Annotated in this window: 19 protein-coding genes; 10 read left to right on the plus strand and 9 right to left on the minus strand. The window is 66.5% G+C overall.

All coding sequences use genetic code 11. From position 1 onward, the window contains the following. Positions 1-38: 38 nt before the first annotated feature. The 5 genes from ACPTTF_RS21840 (at position 39) to ACPTTF_RS21860 (ending at position 5,610) form a co-directional block, all read left to right on the plus strand. Positions 39-977 (plus strand): helix-turn-helix domain-containing protein, encoded by a 939-nt coding sequence (locus ACPTTF_RS21840; protein WP_423368155.1) that lies wholly within the window; start codon positions 39-41, stop codon positions 975-977. 167 nt (positions 978-1,144) lie between these two features. After that, positions 1,145-2,353 carry a porin gene (locus tag ACPTTF_RS21845; RefSeq protein ID WP_423368156.1) on the plus strand — a complete coding sequence of 403 codons (1,209 nt, stop codon included), beginning with the start codon at positions 1,145-1,147 and terminating at the stop codon, positions 2,351-2,353. Positions 2,354-2,610: 257 nt separating this feature from the next. Beyond that, positions 2,611-3,849: an ABC transporter substrate-binding protein gene (locus ACPTTF_RS21850; protein ID WP_423368157.1), complete on the plus strand. Its 1,239-nt coding sequence runs from the start codon at positions 2,611-2,613 to the stop codon at positions 3,847-3,849. Positions 3,850-3,883: 34 nt separating this feature from the next. Beyond that, positions 3,884-4,753, plus strand: coding sequence for a carbohydrate ABC transporter permease (locus tag ACPTTF_RS21855; protein ID WP_423368158.1), 870 nt, complete (start codon positions 3,884-3,886; stop codon positions 4,751-4,753). Then, entirely contained in the window at positions 4,750-5,610 is an 861-nt protein-coding gene (locus ACPTTF_RS21860; RefSeq protein ID WP_423368159.1) for a carbohydrate ABC transporter permease, read from the plus strand. The genes ACPTTF_RS21855 and ACPTTF_RS21860 overlap by 4 nt, the downstream gene beginning before the upstream one ends. A 126-nt stretch (positions 5,611-5,736) precedes the next feature. Here ACPTTF_RS21860 and ACPTTF_RS21865 read toward each other — a convergent pair whose 3' ends face one another. Further along, entirely contained in the window at positions 5,737-6,759 is a 1,023-nt protein-coding gene (locus tag ACPTTF_RS21865; RefSeq protein WP_423368160.1) for a LacI family DNA-binding transcriptional regulator, read from the minus strand. Positions 6,760-6,765: 6 nt separating this feature from the next. Between ACPTTF_RS21865 and ACPTTF_RS21870 the strand changes: the two genes are divergently transcribed. Then, the gene (locus ACPTTF_RS21870) at positions 6,766-7,686 is read left to right on the plus strand and encodes a phosphatidylinositol-specific phospholipase C (protein WP_423368161.1); all 921 of its coding nucleotides are present in this window, start codon (positions 6,766-6,768) and stop codon (positions 7,684-7,686) included. Here ACPTTF_RS21870 and ACPTTF_RS21875 read toward each other — a convergent pair. From ACPTTF_RS21875 to ACPTTF_RS21885, 3 genes are all read right to left on the minus strand, one after another. Continuing rightward, positions 7,683-8,648 carry an alpha/beta hydrolase family protein gene (locus ACPTTF_RS21875; RefSeq protein ID WP_423369854.1) on the minus strand — a complete coding sequence of 322 codons (966 nt, stop codon included), beginning with the start codon at positions 8,646-8,648 and terminating at the stop codon, positions 7,683-7,685. The genes ACPTTF_RS21870 and ACPTTF_RS21875 overlap by 4 nt on opposite strands. Positions 8,649-8,731: 83 nt before the next feature. Beyond that, positions 8,732-9,070: a hypothetical protein gene (locus ACPTTF_RS21880; RefSeq protein ID WP_166950984.1), complete on the minus strand. Its 339-nt coding sequence runs from the start codon at positions 9,068-9,070 to the stop codon at positions 8,732-8,734. A 39-nt stretch (positions 9,071-9,109) separates the two neighbouring features. Beyond that, on the minus strand, positions 9,110-9,721 hold the full coding sequence (locus ACPTTF_RS21885) for a LysE family translocator (RefSeq protein ID WP_423368162.1): 612 nt from the start codon (positions 9,719-9,721) through the stop codon (positions 9,110-9,112). 87 nt (positions 9,722-9,808) lie between these two features. On the opposite strand from ACPTTF_RS21885, the gene ACPTTF_RS21890 reads away from it, so the two are divergent. Then, positions 9,809-10,336, plus strand: coding sequence for a GNAT family N-acetyltransferase (locus ACPTTF_RS21890; protein WP_423368163.1), 528 nt, complete (start codon positions 9,809-9,811; stop codon positions 10,334-10,336). Positions 10,337-10,354: 18 nt separating this feature from the next. Here the strand turns inward: ACPTTF_RS21890 and ACPTTF_RS21895 are convergent, their stop codons facing one another. Then, positions 10,355-11,416 (minus strand): alkene reductase, encoded by a 1,062-nt coding sequence (locus ACPTTF_RS21895; protein ID WP_423368164.1) that lies wholly within the window; start codon positions 11,414-11,416, stop codon positions 10,355-10,357. 81 nt (positions 11,417-11,497) lie between these two features. Further along, on the minus strand, positions 11,498-11,806 hold the full coding sequence (locus ACPTTF_RS21900) for an ArsR/SmtB family transcription factor (RefSeq protein WP_166950996.1): 309 nt from the start codon (positions 11,804-11,806) through the stop codon (positions 11,498-11,500). A 671-nt stretch (positions 11,807-12,477) separates the two neighbouring features. Between ACPTTF_RS21900 and ACPTTF_RS21905 the strand changes: the two genes are divergently transcribed. The 3 genes from ACPTTF_RS21905 (at position 12,478) to ACPTTF_RS21915 (ending at position 16,987) form a co-directional block, all read left to right on the plus strand. Further along, complete coding sequence (locus ACPTTF_RS21905) at positions 12,478-13,599, plus strand: polyamine ABC transporter substrate-binding protein (protein WP_423369855.1); 1,122 nt, start codon at positions 12,478-12,480, stop codon at positions 13,597-13,599. Between the two features lie 233 nt (positions 13,600-13,832). After that, positions 13,833-15,395 (plus strand): DUF3138 family protein, encoded by a 1,563-nt coding sequence (locus ACPTTF_RS21910; protein ID WP_423368165.1) that lies wholly within the window; start codon positions 13,833-13,835, stop codon positions 15,393-15,395. 86 nt (positions 15,396-15,481) lie between these two features. Continuing rightward, positions 15,482-16,987 carry an agmatine deiminase family protein gene (locus tag ACPTTF_RS21915; RefSeq protein ID WP_423368166.1) on the plus strand — a complete coding sequence of 502 codons (1,506 nt, stop codon included), beginning with the start codon at positions 15,482-15,484 and terminating at the stop codon, positions 16,985-16,987. Positions 16,988-17,172: 185 nt separating this feature from the next. Here ACPTTF_RS21915 and ACPTTF_RS21920 read toward each other — a convergent pair whose 3' ends face one another. The 3 genes from ACPTTF_RS21920 to ACPTTF_RS21930 form a co-directional block, all read right to left on the minus strand. Continuing rightward, complete coding sequence (locus ACPTTF_RS21920) at positions 17,173-17,502, minus strand: hypothetical protein (protein WP_423368167.1); 330 nt, start codon at positions 17,500-17,502, stop codon at positions 17,173-17,175. A gap of 91 nt (positions 17,503-17,593) precedes the next feature. Beyond that, positions 17,594-18,013, minus strand: a complete 420-nt coding sequence (locus tag ACPTTF_RS21925) for a tautomerase family protein (RefSeq protein WP_423368168.1) — start codon at positions 18,011-18,013, stop codon at positions 17,594-17,596. 38 nt (positions 18,014-18,051) lie between these two features. Further along, entirely contained in the window at positions 18,052-18,843 is a 792-nt protein-coding gene (locus ACPTTF_RS21930) for an SDR family NAD(P)-dependent oxidoreductase (RefSeq protein ID WP_423368169.1), read from the minus strand. Positions 18,844-18,965: the final 122 nt, after the last annotated feature.

The raw sequence follows: 18,965 nt of genomic DNA on the forward strand, positions 1-18,965 counted from the left end.
CCCGGCGGCCGCGTTTAGGGGTTTTACCGGAGATGCCGATGCTGTTCCAGTCACGCTCACACGAAGACGTGCACGATCACGGGCTCGCGATCGCGGGCTGGCATCAGGTCTACCGCCAGATGACGCCTGGCCGCTTCAAGGGCACCGTCACGCAGGTGCTGTACGACGATTTTCACTTCTTCCGCGAGACGACCAACCGGCGCGTCGCGCAAACCGGGCTCGCGCCGGCCGGGCGCACGTCGCTCGCGGTGCCGCTGTCGGTGCCGCTCGCGGGCACGTTCCAGGGCCAGCCCGTCGACGGCTATGCGCTGCTTGCGCTGCGCGCCGGCGAGGATTTCGAATTTCACACGCCGGAAGGGATGGGGCTCGTCGGGATCAGCGCGGCGTCCGACATGGTCGACGAACTGTGCGAAGCCGAATTCGGCGCATCCGGCGCGCGCAAGCTGCGCCACGTGACGCGCCTGTCCGACGCGCAGGGCGTCGCGCTCGGCGTGCGGCTGTCGGCGCTGATCGACGATGCGCAGCGCAATCCGGGCCACCTCGAATATGCGGCCACCCGCAAGATGTTTCGCGACGCGATGCTCGGCATGTTCCTCGATGCGCTCGAGCAGGGTATCGGCGTCGAACGCCGCGACATCACGCACGCCACTTACAGCGACATCGTGAGCCGCTGCGAGAAGCATCTGCGCGACCGCCCCGAGGAACCCGTCACCGTGCTCGAACTGTGCCGCGCGCTGCGCTGCAGCCGCCGCACGCTGCAGACGAGTTTTCAACGCGTGGCCGACGTCACGCCGGTCGGCTATCTGCGCACGATCCGGCTGAACGCGGTGCGCCGCATGCTGCGTACGACGTCGGTGCAGCAGCTCGGCGTCGGCGAGGCTGCCGCGAGCTGGGGTTTTACGCATCTCGGCTATTTCGCGCGCGAGTATCGCGACCTGTTCGGCGAGCTGCCTTCCCAGACGACGCGTCCCGACTGACGCGCGCACGCTGCAACGGCGCCGCCCGGCACCGTTGCGGGCAGCGCATTCCACCGTTTGCCGATTTGCGATAGAGGTCCTGAATTTTCGCTGGATAGAGTCCTGTCACCCATATCGATAACCCCATCGATTTGCACTGCGAATCGATGACAACAGAGGGGCGGGACATGAAGATCGGACGACGACTGGCCGCGGCCGCGGCCACGCTGGGATGCATGCACGCACACGCGCAGACTTCGGGCAGCGTGACGCTGTACGGCACCGTGGACACCGGCATCATCTACTCGACGAACCAGCAGTTCACGCGCGCCGACGGCAGCACGGGCGGCGGCCATGCGTGGCAGATGGGCGGCGGCAACCTCGTGCCGTCGCGCTTCGGCTTCCAGGGTGCCGAGCCGCTTGGCGGCGGGCTCAACGCGGTGTTCACGCTCGAGCAGCAGTTCCTGTCGGCGAACGGGCAGGCGCTGCAGGGCGGCACGGCCTTCAGCCGGCAGGCGTGGGTCGGGCTGCGCCAGGACGGGATCGGCACGCTCGGCCTCGGCCGCCAATACGACTCGTACACGGACATGCTCGGCGCGTACGTGTCGAGCAACAACTGGGCGACACCGTACGGCTCGCACCTCGGCGACGTCGACAACCTGAATGCCGCATTCAACTTCAACAACGCGGTGAAGTTCACCAGCGCGGATTTCAACGGCCTCACGTTCGGCGGCACGTTCAGCTTCGGCGGGCAGGCCGGCGATTTCTCCGCGAAGCGCGGCTACGCGGTGGCCGCGACCTACACGCGCGCGCCGGTCGCGTTCTCGGTCGGCTACCTCGATTTGCACCAGCCGCTCGATGCGGCGCTCGGCGGCGCGAACGGCTATATCGGCGATTTCTCGTGCAGCAACCCGGGCGCGATGTACTGCCTGCTGCAGGATGCCGGCTCGATGCGCGCGTTCGGTGCGGGCGGGTCGGTCACGTTCGGCGATGCGACGATCGCGCTCACCTATACGCATACGCGCCTCGGCGACAGCCGCTACTTCTCGACCACGGCGCAGCCGCGCACACAGGCGTTCACGTTCGACATCGGCGAGCTGAACGCCACGTACATGTTCACGCCCGCGCTGCAGGGCGGCGTCGCCTATATCTTCAACGCCGCGCATACCGACGGGCGCGGCACGACGCGGTTCCATCAGGTGAACATCGGCACGAACTACAGCCTGTCGAAGCGCACCGCGCTGTATGCGGTTGCGATCGGCCAGATCGCCAGCGGGAAGGGGCTGGGGACCGACGCGGACGGCAACGCGGTGAACTACGCGCAGATCCCGGTGCTCGCGAACAGCAACTCGAGCCGGCAACTGGCAGTGATGGCCGGGATCCGCGTGAACTTCTGACCCGGCCGGGGAGGTCTGGCCGGGGAGGTCCGGCCGGGGAGGTCTGGCTCGGGAGGTCCAGCCGGGGAGGCCGGGCCTGGGCAGCCAGGCGGGCGGGGCGGCCAGGTACGGCGGCAGCCTCTCTCGCCGGGTGCCATAAATTCTTAACGATCGGCGTGAACAATGGCGTTCGCATCAGGCGGCCCGAAGCGCCGCCCGCGTTGCACACGTGTGCAACGCCTGGCCGTCCCGCCACCACGCCGAACGAGAGAGACCTCATGACCCTGCTGAGCCGCCTGCGCGCGCTGTCCGCCGCCCTTGCGTTGTCCTTCGCCGCCACGCACGCCGGTGCCGCTGATCTCGTCATCGCAGGCCGCGACGACATCTACGGCAAGGGGCTGGCCGACGCCGTCGCCGGCTTCAACAAGCTGCACCCGGGCACCGAGATCGAGTTGCTCAAGCTGCCGAACGCGAACCTGTACCAGAAGCTCAAGCTGTCGATGCGTGAAGGCACCGGCGCGTACGACCTCGTGATGATGGACGACACGTGGGCCCCCGAATTCATCGGCAACGGCTGGCTGAAGCCGCTGCCCGCGTCGCTTGCCGACGCCGATCTCGTGCCGTCCACCGTCGCGCTCGGCCGCAACGCGGCCGGTGCGCTGTACGCGCTGCCGATCGTCGGCAACGTCGAGATGTTCGCGTACCGCAAGGACCTGCTCGCGAAGTACAAGCTGCAGCCGCCGCGCAACTGGGACGACGTGCTGAAGATCGCGCAGACCGTCGGCGGCGCGGACAAGAGCGTATCGGGCGTCGTGTTCCGCGGCACCAAGGGCAACCCGGTCGTGACGGGCTTCCTGCCGATCCTGTGGGCGTACGGCGGCGACGTGTTCGACCACGCCGGCAACGTGACGATCGATTCGCGCGAGGCGCAGGCCGCGCTGAAGACCTTCCTCGCGCTGAAGGCATCCGCGCCGAAGGACGTCGACGTGTACGGCGCGGCGGAAGTGCGTGACGCCCTGCAGCGCGGCACGGCCGCGCAGTCGATCGAGGTGTGGCCGGCGTGGGTGCCGGCGCTCGACGATCCGAAACAATCGCGCGTGGTCGGGCAGATCGCGCTGCAGCCGCCGCCCGGGCAGACTGCGGGCCCGGCGCCGATGCTCGGCATCTGGCAGATGGGCATTCCGAAGGACGCGCCGCATGCGAAGCTCGCGCAGGACTTCCTGGCCTACCTGACCAACCGAGACACGCAGACGCGCCTCGCCGGCATCGGCATTCCGCCGACCCGTCGCAGCGTGTTCAACGATCCGGCGCTGGTGCGCCAGTACCGCTGGTATCCGGATCAACTGAAGGCGCTCGAAGCCGGCCGTGCGCGGCCGCGCGTGAAAGACTGGCAGCAGGTCGAGAGCATTCTCGGCGACCAGCTGCAGCTCGCGCTGACGGGGCAGGCCGCGCCCGACGCCGCGCTGCGCCAGGCGCAGCAGAAGATCGCGCAGGCGACGGCCGCGGCCGGCAAGTGACGGCCCGCCTCGACCCATCGCCGGGGCACAGCGCATGAAAGCCTTCGGCCGCAGCCTGCCGTTCGTCGCGCTGCTCGGGCCCGCGCTGCTGGTGCTCGCCGCGCTCGCGCTGTATCCGGTCGCGCAGGTGCTGATCGATTCGTTCTGCCAGGTCGACTACTCGGCCGGTCGCCGCGCGTTCGCGGGGCTCGCGAACTATCGCGCGGTGCTCGGCGACGACGCGTTCACGGCCGGCTTCGGCAACACGCTGCGCTTCACGATCGTTGCGTCGCTCGCCGAAGTCGCGCTGGGTTTCGGCCTCGCGCTGCTGTTCGTGCGCGCGTTTCCGGGGCGGCGCATCGCGCTGCCGCTCGCAATCCTGCCGATGATGCTGTCCACGCTCGTGTGCTCGGCGATCTGGCGCAACTGGCTCAACTTCGACGGCTTCCTGAACGCGCTGCTCGCGGTGTTCGGCGTCGAGGGCGTGCGCTGGCTGTCCGATCCGCATCTCGCGCTCTGGTCGCTCGCGCTGGTCGACGTGTGGCAGTGGACGCCGATGGCGTTCCTGATCGTGCTGGCCGGGTTGCAGTCGATCCCGCAGGAGTTGTACGAGGCCGCGCGCACCGACGGCGCGAGCGAGTGGCAGTGCCTGCGCGACATCACGCTGCCGCTCGCGGCGCCGCAGATCGGCCTCGCGCTGCTGCTGCGCTCGATCGACACGTTCAAGCTGTTCGACAAGGTCTATGCGCTGACGGGCGGCGGCCCCGGCAATGCGACGCAGACGCTGTCGACCTATATCTACGACACGGGCTTCCGCTTCTTCAACGTCGGGCCGGCGAGCGCCGCGTCGGTGCTGATGCTCGCGGCGTCCGCGGTGCTGGTTTCGGGGTACGTATGGCAGACGGTTCGCAAGCGGCGCGCATGACGGCGCATCCCGCAGGCATCACGGGCGCGCGAACGGGCGCCGCATTCGGTCGCGCGATGCCGTGGGTGTTGCGCATCGTCGCGCTCGCGCTGTTGCTGCTGCCGTGCCTGTGGATGGCCGGCGCGGCCTTCATGCCGACGCTCGAACGCCTCGATCATCCGATGCGGATCTGGCCGGCCGCGCCGACTTTCGAGCATTTCGCATCGGTATGGTCCAACGGCATCGGCGCGCCGCTCTTCAATTCGCTGCTGGTCGGCTTCGGCACGACGCTGCTCGCGCTGGCACTCGCGTTTCCGGCCGCGTACGCGCTCGTGCGGTTGCGGTTTCCGGCGCGGCTCGACCTGCTGTTCCTGGTGCTCGTGCTCGCGTTGAAGCTGATGCCGCCGATCACGATCGCGGTGCCGCTGTTCGCGCTCGCGAAGCGGCTGCACCTGCTCGATTCGACGCTCGGCCTGATGCTCGCGTACCAGATCTATGCGCTGCCGATGGCGATCTGGATGCTGCTCGCGTTCGTGCGCGAAGTGCCGATCGAGTACGAAGAGGCGGCCTGCATCGACGGTGCGGGGCTCGCGCGACGGCTCGTGCAGATCGTGCTGCCGCTGTGCGCGCCGGGCCTGATCGCGACCGCGATCTTCGTGTTCATCGCCGCGTGGAACGAATTCCTGATCGCGCTGCTGTTCGTATCGACGCCGAGCCGCTTCACGCTGCCGCTCGCGATTGCCGGCTACGTGACGGAAAACGGCATCGACTGGGGCGACCTGATGAGTGCGGGGCTGATGGCGTCGCTGCCCACGCTGGCCGTGGCCGGCTATGTGCAGCGCTACCTGTTGCGCGGGTTCGCGGGCGGGCTGAAGTGACGCGGGCAGCACGCAGGCTGAACGGACCTGGCGGCCATGCGCATCGAATGGGCGTGCTGTTCGCGGAAACGACGCGACATGGGTGTGACTCGCATCGCGCATCCGGACGCCACGCGACGCGACTGATCATGCGCAGCTATGCCGCACCACCTGCGTAACCGGCACGACGCGCGTGCGCGACGGGCCGTCGAACGCCTGCATCCGCTCGGCGAGCAGGTCGACTGCCGCGTGCGCGAGGCCGCGCGTGTCCTGCCGGAGCGTCGTCAGTCGATACGCGTCGTATTCGGCGGCCGGGATGTCGTCGAAGCCGATCACGCGCACGTCGTCCGGCACGCGCAACCCGAATTCGCTGCGCGCGACGTCGATCACGCCGAGCGCGAGCAGGTCCGACGAGCAGAACACGCCGTCGGGCCGCTCGCCGTTCGCGAACAGTTGCCGCGCGGCTTCGATTCCGCTCGCATGAGTGTCGGACGGCGTGTCGAGCACGCAGGCGAGGGTTGCGTCGAACGCGTCGCCGCGTCCGATCGCGTGCTCGAACGCGGCGGCGCGCGACTGTGCGCTGTAGCTCGCGCTGCGCGGCCCGACAAACGCAAGCCGGCGCGCGCCGGCCCGCACGAGCCGCTGCGCCGCATGGACGGCGCCCGCCGAGTTGTCGCTGACGACGATGTCGGCGCCCGGCAGGTTCGCCTCGCGGTTGATCATCACGACCGGGATCCGGTGTTCGAGATACTGCTGCGCGACCGACAGCGGCGGCGACGCGGACGTCATCACGAGGCCCGCGATCCGGTAGCTGAGCAACTGTTCGAGCGATTGCCGGACCTGGCGCGGGTCTTCCGCATTGGTCACGAGCGGCGTGAGCGAGCGCTGCCCGAGCGCGGCCATCAGGTCCGACAGCAGCCGCGCGCGAAACGGATTCTCGAACCCGGCCGTCACGACGCCGATCATGCTGCTGCGCTGCGTGATCATGTCGCGCGCGATCAGGTTGACCTGGTAGCCGAGCGCGCGCGCGGCGACCATCACGCGCTCACGCGTTTGCGGTGCGATGCTTGCTGTCGGCGAGAACGCGCGTGACACCGCGGAGCGCGATACGCCGGCGCGCGCCGCGACATCCGACGCCGTTACCCACGGTTTTCTTTCCTTGTCATTCATCGATTCATGATTCCTTCGAGCCACGATACGTGCACGCCGCCTGCCGACTGGATGTCGGCGCTCGACGACGCGCGGCCGCTGCATACGCTGACCCTACCGGGCAGCCATGACACCTGTGCGTATACCGTCGACGATCGGCTGGTGCGCACCCAGCGTTCGCCGCTCGATGCACAGCTCGCGCATGGCGTGCGGCTGCTCGACATCCGCTGCCGGCACGTGCGCGATGCGTTCGACATCCATCATGGCGGCATCGCGCTCGGCATGACGTTCGACGACGTGCTGGCCGATTGCACGCGCTTTCTCGATGCGCATCCACGCGAATGCATCGTGATGTCGGTGAAGGACGAATGGCCGGCGCATGCGTGTACGCGCAGTTTCGACGCGACGTTCGACGCGCATCGTGCGCGGCATCCGCGGCTGCGCTGGCATGCCGGCGGCACGCTGCCCGCGCTCGGCGACGTGCGCGGCGCGATCGTGTTGCTGCGGCGCTTTCGCGGCAGCCGGCCGCTCGGCATCGACCTGACCGCGTGGCCCGACAACGCGACGTTCACGATCGATCATCCCGACGGCGCGTTCGTGATCCAGGACGAATATCGCGTGCCGGTGGCCGCGTCGATCGGCTGGAAGTGGCGTGCGATCGACGCGCTGCTGACGGACCTTCCTTCGCCGGACAGCGGCCGCTGGGCGATCAATTTCTGCAGCGGAACGGGGATGGGCGCGAATCCGTCGGTCGTTGCTCACGGCGACGGCAAGGTGCAGGGCATTCATGCGCGGCTGGCCGAACGATTGCGCGAGCAGCGCGGCCCTTGCGGCGCGATGCTGCTCGATTTCTGCGACGACGATGACTGGGCGCTCGTGCGCGCGCTGATCGCGTGCAACGACCATGCGCCGGCGCCGGGTGTCTGGCGCAAGGCGTTTCGCTGCTAGCGAAGGTTCGCCGTGAAGAACGCGAGTGCGCTGGCGTCGAGCGTCTGGTGAAAGGCGACGCGATCGAATTCGCCGGCGTCGACGCACACGCGCGGCGATATTTTTTTCAATGCGTCGGAACACGGCGCGACGAACGCGAAATGCGCGGCATGCTGAACGACGTGGAATTCCGGCCGCTGCGGCAACAGGCCGGCCAGTGCGGGGAGGGTGGCCGGCTCGACGCCGTCGCCGCCTTCCTCCGATGCCCAGAGCTGGATCGGCGCGTGGACATTCTTTACCGTGTCGGCGCTCGGAAATTCGTCGAGCGGATCGGCCAGCACGTAGGCCTTGATTCGCGGGTCGTGGGTCAGCGGTGGCAGGACAAGGTCGCGGTCGCGAATCTGCCGGCAGATCAGCCAGGTCGGGTCCGTGCACGCGACCGGCGCATGAACGTAATCGGGATTGCCTCCGGCCAGCACCAGCCCGGTATACCCGCCGCGCGAGAAACCGAAGAAGCCGATCCGGGCGGGGTCGATTCGTGCGGCGTCGGCGGAGTGGGCGAGCATGTAGTCGATCAGGCGCTTGATGTCGACGGGGCGTTCGACGAACTCCTGAATGTCGGCCGCGTGGCTCATGTCGAGCGCCGTGTCGCCGGGATGGTTAATGGCCGCGACCACATAGCCGGCGTCGGCGAGCGTTTCCGCGAGATCGTGATGGCCGAGGAACGTGCCGCCATGCCCGTGCGAGATCACGACGAGCGGCAGCTTGTCGCCGACGGTCGGGCAGTCGCGTTGCCCTTTCAATTCGTAAGGGCCGATCGTGAGCGTCTGAGGGGCGTCCGCGCAGGGCGTCCACACGACTGCCTTCAGCTCGGGGCCGCCGGCATCGGCCGGAATCCGGACGAGCTTGACGCCGGCCGCGTGCGCGACCGTGGCGGACAGGCAGAGGAGGACAGCCGATACACTCGATAGCCAGGTCTTCACGGTGAAACCCTCCGGAGCAACGATCGGACTACGGTTGCGGGTCGCCGGTCGCGCGCCGGCATGCGATAGCACGGACACGACGATCAGCGCGCGTCGCCGATCGTGATGCAGAAATGGAGCCGGTCGGTCGTTTCGGGGTACTCGTCATGCCACGCCTGCGCGTCGGACACCATCGTGCGGTGGCAGAACGCGGCGGCTTCTTCGAGCGGCAAGTCTTCAAGACTTACGGTGCCCTGCGGCGCACTGCCGTGTCCGACCCGTCCGTCGGCAGTCAGCACCCAGCCTTCCCACCCGTAGATCGGAATGCGATGACGCACGCAATGATCGATGCATTCGAGCGCGGCGTCGAGCGGAAGCACGATCTCGCGACGGGAAATCGATTGTGCGGCGAGTGCGGCAGGAATGTTCCCGAGTTGCGACATGACAGGTGGCAGGCGGTGGTGTGGCGCACGACCGGTGGGCTAGCGCGTCGCAATCGCCACCGCCGCACCGGCCATCGCAGTTGCGCTCGTGCGGTTGGCGATCCGCTTGGCGCGCGCCGACGTCAGGAACGCGCGTGCGCGTGATGCGAGCAGCGACCAGACGCAGTCGGTGGCGATCAGGATCGCGAGCATCGTACCTACCAGCTCGGCCCAGGCCGTCACGCCGACATGCGTGAGGTCGACGATGGTCGGCAGCAGCGCAAGATAGAACACCATGATCTTCGGATTGCCGAGCGTCACCAGCATGCCGGCGACGAACATGCGCCACGGCGACTGGCCGCGCGGCAGGTCGTCCGCACGCGTGTCGGTCGGCGCGGTCCACATCTTCCACGCGAGGAACAGCAGGTACGCGACGCCGAGCAGCTTCAGCACGATCAGGCCCGCCGCGAACGTGCGCGTGAACGCGGACAGCCCGGCGACCGCGACCGTGAGCCACAGCGCTTCGCCGAGCCACATGGCCGCGAGGAACGGCAGCACGTCTCGCACGCCGTTCGTCAGCACGCGCGAGACGAGCGCGGCGACGCTCGGGCCGGGCGTGCCGGAGGTAACGAGCAGGGCGAAGGCGAAGACGGCGAGTGCGGACAACGTCATGACGGACCTCGTGGGTGGCGCGTTCGAAACGTATGAAGTTTCGATTATAGTGACGACCGTTCCAGACTGCCTGCCTGAATTGTCGTCATGACTGCATCGATCCTGATCCGTCCCGCCACGCGGGAAGACGCGGCCGCCATGGCTGCCGTGGAAGTTGCCGCCGCGCAGCGGTTTCGCGCAATCGGCATGACTCACATTGCCGAAGCCGAGCCGACCGATACCACCGCCGTGCTCGTGCGCATCGACGGCGGCCGTGCGTATGTGGCAGTGGATACGCAAGGGGTGTGCGTCGGGTTTGCGTTCTACCGGCTGCTGGATGCGCGGCGGCTCTACCTGGAAGAACTGGATGTCGCGCCGTCGCATGCCGGACAGCGGATCGGCGCGCGCCTGATCGAACAAGTGACCGCGCGCGCCGAGCAGGAAGGCATCGCCGAGGTCGTGCTGTCGACGTTTCGCGATGCGCCGTGGAATGCGCCGTACTACGCGCGCCTGGGTTTCAGCATCGTCGACGACGCCATGCTCGACGACACGCTGCGTGCGATCCGCGCGCACCACGTCGCGCTCGGCCTCGATGAAACGCAGCGCGTGTTCATGCGCGCGGACGTGCGCAACTGAACACGCGCTGCCCGGCCGTCAGGCCGCGTCGCTCAGCGCCGGGTAATCGGTATAACCCGTTTCGCCTTCCGCGTAGAACGTCTCCGGCACCGGCTTGTTGAGCGGTGCGCCGATCTCGAGGCGGCGCGGCAGGTCGGGGTTCGCGATGAACAGCTTGCCCCATGCGATCGCGTCGGCGTTGCCGCTCGCGAGCGCAGCTTGTGCCGAGTCGAGCGTGAACTGCTCGTTCGCGATCAGCGGGCCGCCGAACGCTTCCTTCAGGCGCGGGCTCAGGTGGTCGCCCGAATACGACTCGCGCGTGAAGATGAACGCGATCTTGCGGCGGCCGAGTTCGCGCGCGACATAGCCGAACGTTGCCGCCGGATCGGAATCGCCCATCGTGTGCGCGTCGCCGCGCGGTGCAAGGTGCACGCCGACGCGGCCGGCGCCCCACACGTCGATCGCCGCGTCGACCACTTCGAGCAGCAGGCGTGCGCGGTTCTCGATCGGGCCGCCGTACGCGTCGGTGCGGCGATTGGTGCTGTCCTGCAGGAACTGGTCGAGCAGGTAGCCGTTCGCGCCGTGGATCTCGACGCCGTCGAAGCCGGCGGCCTTCGCATTTTCGGCACCCTTGCGGTACGCGGCGACGATGCCCGGGATTTCGTCGAGTTCGAGTGCGCGCGGCGTCACGTACGGGCGCTGCGGACGCACGAGGCTCACGTGGCCGCCTGCGGCGATCGCGCTCGGCGCGACCGGCAGGTCGCCGTTCAGGAACACCGGGTCGGAGATCCGGCCGACGTGCCAGAGTTGCAGCACGATGCGCCCGCCGGCCGCGTGCACGGCCTGCGTCACCTGCTTCCAGCCTTCGACCTGTTCGTCGGACCAGATGCCGGGCGTGTCGGCATAACCGACGCCCTGCGGCGTGACCGACGTCGCTTCGGTAATGATCAGGCCGGCCGATGCGCGCTCGCGGTAATAGCGCGCCATCAGTGCGTTCGGCACGCGCGCCGCGCCCGCACGGGAGCGGGTGAGCGGCGCCATCACGATGCGGTTCGGCAGGTTCAGGTCGCCGAGGGTAACGGGATCGAACAACGTGGGCATGGCAGATAACCTCTTCACGAAAGGCGGGAACCCCGTCGCGTCATGTGCGGCGGCGGCCCGCATGGCCGGTTTGGCCGTTGGCTAGAGTTCGCGGCGCAGGGCGTCGTGAAATGCGTCGATGACGGCCTCGTTGCGCCGGAAGAACGCCCACTGGCCGATCCGCGTCGACGTCACGAGCCCCGCGCGCTGCAGCGTCGCAAGGTGCGCGGAGACGGTCGATTGCGACAGCCCGCAGCGCGCGTCGATCTGGCCCGCGCAGACGCCGTGTTCGTACGGCAGCGTCTGGTTCGGGAAATGCACGTCCGGCGTTTTCAGCCAGGCGAGGATTTCCCGGCGCACGGGGTTCGAGAGCGCTTTCAGGATCGCTTCGATGTCGAGTTCGGTCGGCATGGACGGGTTTGGCGTTTCGGTCGGGCAACGAGGTATCGTCGATGGGCGAATCTTATATCGGAATTTGACGATATATGTGAAAGCATTGTTGCCAATGGGGTTGATAGGTTCTTGCGTGCATGACGGGGCGCGCTTCTCAGGTGCGGCATCGGACTTGCAACGGGATGCCGTCGCGTCGTGTCGGGATGCGCAGGCGGGAGTCTGGCCCTGGGCGAGAAATGCGCGAGCCGGGTGGCGCGCGGGTATTTCCGGCGATGCTTTGCGCGGCTCGACCGGTTTGCCGAGGTGCCTGCCGTGTGCCACGCAGCCATGAGGGAAATTGATCGAATCAAGCAAAAAACATCAATTTTCACCAGACATTGTTCTACCCACAATGGCTCACTCGTCGGCAAGGCGAGTGCAGCGATACCCGACGGGCAACGGCTTTCATTCAACGTCGCAGCCACGGGTATCGTCCGATTATATCGGACTAGTAAGCAAATTGTCATCGGCTTGCGATGCAGGAGAAAGCATCAAGGGGGCCCGTACGCCACTGCGCAATGCTTTCGTCGGCAAGGATGCGCGACTGCATCGGCAGGAACGAGTCGTACGGAGCGCGCCGATCGCCGGCCGGCTTCTTTCAATTTGCCGTCAGTCTTCACGTCGCTCCATTACCTTCAAGGAAAACAGCAATGCGCTTCTGTCATCTTCGTCCGCAGGTCGCGGGCGTTGCTCTCGTTGCAATTGCGGGGCTTCTTTCGTGCGCTTCGCTGCCGGCGATCGCGGCCACGCCCGAACTCAACGTCTACAACTGGTCGGACTACATCGCCAGGGACACGATCCCGAACTTCGAAAAGACGTCCGGCATTCACGTGCGGTACGACAACTACGACAGTGACGACACGCTTCAGGCAAAGCTCCTGGCGGGGAGTTCGGGATACGACATCGTGGTGCCGTCGTCGTTGTACATGGCGAGGCAGATTCAGGCCGGCATGCTCCAGAAACTCGACAAGTCGAAGATTCCGAACCTCAGGCATCTCGACCCGGTGCTGATGAAGATGGTCGCGGACGTCGATCCGGGCGCGCAATACGGTGTGCCCTGGGCATTCGGCACGGACGGGATCGGCTACAACGTGCAGGAAGTGAAGAAGGCGCTGGGTGACAACGCGCCGGTCGACAGCTGGGCTCTGGTGTTCGACGTGGACAATGTGTCGAAGCTGAAGCATTGCGGCGTCTCGTTCCTGGATCAGGCAGCCGACGCTTTTGCGAGCGCGCTGCAATACCTGCACAAGGATCCGAACAGTTCGAATCCTGCTGACTATCAGGCGGCGTTCGATTTGCTGAAGAAGGTGCGCCCGTACATCACCCAGTTCAACTCGTCGGGCTACATCAACGACCTCGCCAACAACGACGTCTGTGTCGCGATCGGCTGGTCGGGCGACGTGGGCATTGCGCGGCGGCGTGCCGCGGACGCGAAGCGATCCTACGAGGTCCGCTTCTCGAACGTCCGGGAAGGCGGCCTGCTGTGGTTCGACATGATGGTGATTCCGAAGGATGCGCAGCATCCGGAAGCGGCCATGAAGTGGATCGACTATATCGAAGACCCGAAGGTCAATGCCGCGATCACCAACGAAGTGTTCTATCCGACCGCGAACCGTGACGCGCGATCGCTCGTCAACGCCGTCGTATCGCAGGATCCGAGTGTCTATCCCCCCGATGACGTGCTGCGGAAGATGACGCTGATGAAGCCGCTTCCCGTCGAGATCGTGCGCCTGGAGAACCGCCTCTGGGCACAGCTGAAGGCAGGGCGCTGATGGCGTCGAATCGCGCGGTTCCGGCCAGCGCCCGGCGCCGCACGGGGAGGCACCGCAGTCACGCCTGACCGCCTGCACCGATCGCGCGCGGGCGTATTCCTTGAACGTCGCACACGTTGCGAGCCGCCTTGCGCGCCTCGCACGGGGACGTTCGCGCCCGCGCCCGTCGAACGTTCGACTCGCGACGGGCGCGGGCAGCGCCGGATCAATCGAAAAAAACATGGAGACAACGTATGAGAAGAAAACTGATTGGCCTGCTGGTGGCGGGCTGCCTGCCCGGTGTCGCGATGGCGGACACCCTGGCTGACCGGATCCGGGCATTGCAGGCACAACTCGACGTACTGAAGCGCGAGATGGCCGAAGTGCATGCGCATTCGTCAGACAGGCCGGCAGTCGGCGCGTCGGCACCCGCGCCCGCGCCCGCGCCCGCGCAGATCGATCCGTCTTCGCCCGCTTATGGCAGCGCGCAGGCGACGCTCACCAACGACGACGTCACGGCCATGAAGCAGCAGCTCGCCGCGCAGCAACTGAAGGTGAATTCGCTCGAGGACGCGGCGAATACCGGCCGGATTGCCGGTCTTTCGGTGACCGGGTACATCGATCCGACCTATGTGTACAACCGCGCGCAGGGCAGTTCGTCGTTCCTGTTCGCGAATCACGAAAGTACCGGCGGTTACTTCAACAGCACGTTCGGCGACCTGTACCTGGACATCAAGAAGACCTTCGGTGTCGGGCCGATGGCGCCGTCGGCCGAAATCACGCTGATGCCCAATCGCGGCAACGGCATCACGCTGTTGCAGAACGAACATGGCCAGCTCGGCAACAACATCCTGAATACGGCGGTCGTCAGTGTGCCGCTGACGGGCACGACGACCTTCGTCGCGGGCCTGATGCCCAGCTTCGGCGGCTACGAAGTGCAGCAGTCGAATCAGATGCTCACGCTGACCCACAACCTGCTGTACGACTTTTCCGATCCCGGTAGCTACATCGGCCTCGGCGCCAACTATGCGAAAGGCAACTGGACGTGGAAGTTCCTGCTCGGCAACGAACAGTACCGGACCAATGGCGCCGTGACGCAGACCGGGACCAACGCGCTGGGCGACCCGATCACGACCAGCAACAAGGTGCCGACATTCACCGCGCGCGCAGACTATGCGTGGTCCAGCGCGCTTGATATCGGCGCGTCTTTCAACATCGGCCGGCAGACGTTGCCGAGTGCGGTCAATCCCGCAACCGGCGCGGTGAACTATGGCATCGGCGGCCAGGCGCCCAGTGGCTTCGGCGCATTCTTCTTCTCGGAAGCCGACCTGACTTATCAGCTTGCCGACGTTCAGTACAACGCAGAAATCGACTACGGCCAGCAGCAGAATGCCGCGTTCAACGGCGGCCAGGCGCAATGGTATGGCATTTCGCTGCTGGCGCACCGGAAGTTCAGCTTGCCGGGTGTGGGCCGGATGGGCGCGACGCTGCGCTACGACTTTCTCGCCGACAGCAAGAACGGCGGCGGGGGTGGCGGCGTCGCGCTGAATGGCCAGGGGCGCGATCCGTACAACGGCTTCGGCATCGGCGCGGACTGTTTCGCCAGTTCACAGGCAAGCGGTGGTCTGGGCCTTCAGTGCAAGGGCTCGAATCGACAGGATGTCGCACTCGATCTGCTGTTTTTCCCGACCGCCCAGATAACGGTGAAGGTCGAATACCGGCACGACTGGGCCAACAACAGGGTGTTCCTGCGAAACGACGGCTCGTACAGCAAGAGCAACGACTTGCTCGCGACGCAGTTCATCTATTCGTTCTAGCGCGGGTTTCCGCGCTGCCGTGCCGGTCGCCGGTGATTCGCCGTCGTCCGGCTCCATCCAGTTGACTCACCGCTCATGGAGATGCAATGAAACACAAGGAAACCAGACCGCCGCATTCGGCAACCGGCCACGCGTCACTCGCGCGTCGCGACTTCATCAGGGGATCGGTCGCGCTGCTCGGCACGTCCTGGGTGGGCGTGTTGGCGGGATGCGGCGGAGAAGATGCGCCGGCGAATCCCGCGGCGATTCGCGCGTCTTCGCGTCAGGCGGCAAACCCGGCGGTCTACCTGCAGCCGGGCGAGGACGCGCCGCATACGGCGACGTACATGGCATTTGCATCGGCTTCGGAAGGCATCTGGACGCCGCTTGGCGCGCAGAGCACGGATGCCGGCATCGACCGGGTCCGTGCCGACCTGATGGACGTGGCGAAAGCGATCGGCACCTACGAACCGGTCAACATGCTGGTGCTGCCGGTCGACCTGGACGTCGCCCAGGCCTTGCTGGCGACCGCGAGCGGCGCGAATCCCGTGATCCACACGAATTACCTGGCACGTGCCGCGGGCGTGGGCGGCGTCAATCTGATTGCGCTGGCCAATGGTTTCGACGATCTGTGGACGCGCGATACCGGCTGTGTCTTCGTGAAGGATACGGCCAATGGCAATGCGTTGTGCGCGGTGAGCTTCAACTTCAACGGCTGGGGGAACGCGAACACCGACGGCTTGAACCTCAATGCGGGAATGACGGTGCCGCCTGCCGTTGCCGCGGGCAGCAACAAGTCCAAGGCGGGCAAATTCTTCCAGCCGTTTGCCAACGATCGCACGCTGGCGGGATGGATGGCGCAGGAAAACAACGCGGCGCTGATACAGAGCACGCTGACGCTGGAAGGCGGGGCGATCGAATTCGACGGCGAAGCGACGGCGATCCTGACGGAATCCGCGGTGCTGCACGTGAACCGCAACCCGCAGCTGTTCAGTATTCCGGATGGCGTCGTCGCCAACGCGACGCTGCTGCCGACTGCGAAAGACACGGTGCTGGCGGAACTGCAGCGTACGCTCGGCGTACGGAAGATCATCTGGATTCCGGGAACGGCGATTTATCCGCAAGGCTGCGGAGCCGGCGGGCAAGGCGGCGCCGCGACGCCGGCGAACGAGACCGACATCACGAACGGGCACGTCGATTTCTACGCGAAGTTCCTTGCGCCCGGCGTAGTCGCGTATTGCTACGACGCGTCGAATTCGATGGGAGAACGGGCGTTGAGCGAGGCCAACCGGCAGTGCCTGATCGATCAAACGGACGCCAGCGGAAGGACGCTTCAGTTGATCGAGCTGGCCACGCCGGCAAACTATGGCACGTCGAACGGCGTGACGTTGAACACGAGCCAGATGACGAACTTCGCGGCCGGCTACGTCAATTTCTACAAGTGCAATGGCGCGATCATCATGCCGAAATTCAACGACGCATCGGCCGATGCTGCTGCCGTAACGGCGATCCAGCCGTATACGGGTTCGCGGGACATCGTCCAGGTGGATATTCTCGGTATCGCATCGGGGGGAGGGGGCGTGCATTGCGCGACGCGTGAACTGCCCGCGTAGGCCTGCGTTCTGCGTCAGGACGCAGGCGATCGTATTGCCGGTTCGGCCGGATCGCGCCCGGAGGCTGGAAGTCGCAGGGCTTCCCGTCTTCCGGAGCACGGCCGGATGGCCGCCAGTGGCAATGCCCGGGTGCCGCCTCGTTCAAGGGTGGCCGTGACGGGACGCCCGCGGTAGGGGCGGTCGCCTCAACCAGGCAGAGCCGTCCCCACGATCTCATACCACCCCTGCGTCGCATCGACGTGCGCGAGCGTATCGAGCACGCGTATCACGGGCGGACAGCCGTACACCCGCTCGACCATCGCCTTGTATTCGTCGCCGTGCCAGCGCGCGGCGGCTTCGCGCGTGCGCCACACGTACACGCCGCCGCCTTCGTGCGTTGCCGGATCGTAGAAGTACCACTTGTGCAGCAGGTCCGGGTTCAGTGCCCAATTCCCGGCGGTCTTTTCATAGCGGTCCTGCAGCGTGGGCAGGTCGACGTCGGGCTGCAGCTTGAAGAAGACGATTTCGGTGATCATGACAGTGCCTCTCTTCGCGATTGATGGGGATACGGCGGGGATGCCTCCGGGGCGTGACGTCGGGCGACGCGCCCCCGGGATGCCCGGCCGATCAGTACGGTGACGGACGGTTCTCCGTGCGCCACTTGAGATCGGCCGGCGTGCCCGGCCGCGGCGGGCGCAGCCCCTCGATCGTCCACAGCCCGAACGGCGTTTCGCCGATATGGATTTCCCAGCGCAAGCCGCGCTCGCCGATGAACGGCGCTAGCCGCTGGCCCACTTGATGCATGAACCGCGCCTGTTCGCCGGGATCGTCGATCTGCCGCGCGATGTGGTCGACCCGGATGCGCACGAAGTCGTCGGTCGGCTTGCCGCCGATCAGGAATGACGCGGGCCGCAACGGCTGGAACAGCACGTTCACGTAGAAGCGCGGCAGAAACCCGTCGTAGAAGCCGACGATGCGCTCGGCGATCTCCAGCTTGTCGGCGTCGGTATAGGTGTGTTCGGGATGGTAGATGTTCCAGAGCGGCATGTGTGGTCCCCGGTTCGTGAGAGAGATCAGGCGTCGCGTCAGATTGCGCTGTAACGCGCGGCGGGTTGGCCGTCCCGCGTGACGGCGTGAAGGAGGTTGCCGCGTGCACCGTCGAACTGCTGCCATGCGCCGAGATCGTGGAGCGTCGGAAAGCACACGAATTCCTCGTGATCCAGTGCGTGCAGCGCGGTGTCGACGAGCGTTTCCGGCGTCATGAACAGCGAATCCGGGAACGGCGCGCTTGCGTTGCCGAAAAACTCCGTGCGCACCGGCCCCGGCATCACGGCCTGCACCGCGACGCCGCGCGGCGCAAGCTCGGCATGCAGCGAACGCGTGAAATTGAGCACATACGCTTTCGAGCCGCTGTATCCACCCGCACCGGGCACGGGCATCAGCGTGACGATCGACCCGATGTTCACGATCATGCCGCGTCCGGCTGCGCCGCAGCGGCGCGCGGCTGCGAGCGAGAGCCGGGTCAGCGCGAGCACGTTGACCCGGATCATCGCGTCGACGGCGGCCGGGTCGACCGATGCCGACAGGCCCAGCGCGCCGAGGCCGGCGGCATTGACGATGCCGGTGAGCCCGACGGTGCCGTCGATCAGCGCCTCGATTCGCGCGACGCCGTCGGGGCTCGACAGGTCGGCGACGACGGCTCGCGCATCGCAGCCGTATGCGGACTGGAGCCGGTCGGCGAGTGCGGCGAGTCGCTCGCGCCGGCGCGCAACCAGGATCAGGTCGTATCCGCGAGCGGCGAGACGATCCGCATAGACGGCACCGATACCCGACGATGCACCGGTCACGACGATCACGCCTCGATCTTCCTGCTTCATGTTCGAACCTCCAAAGGGGTGGACTGACAAGGTTTCTTATAACTCTTATTATTAGAGTAAGTGGCGAGCGATACGCCGTCAAGCGTTGCCGGATGCGATACGATTACCGCCGCGCGCACCGC

It is taken from the genome of Burkholderia crassaminum, assembly GCF_964265005.1.
Lineage (GTDB): Bacteria > Pseudomonadota > Gammaproteobacteria > Burkholderiales > Burkholderiaceae > Burkholderia.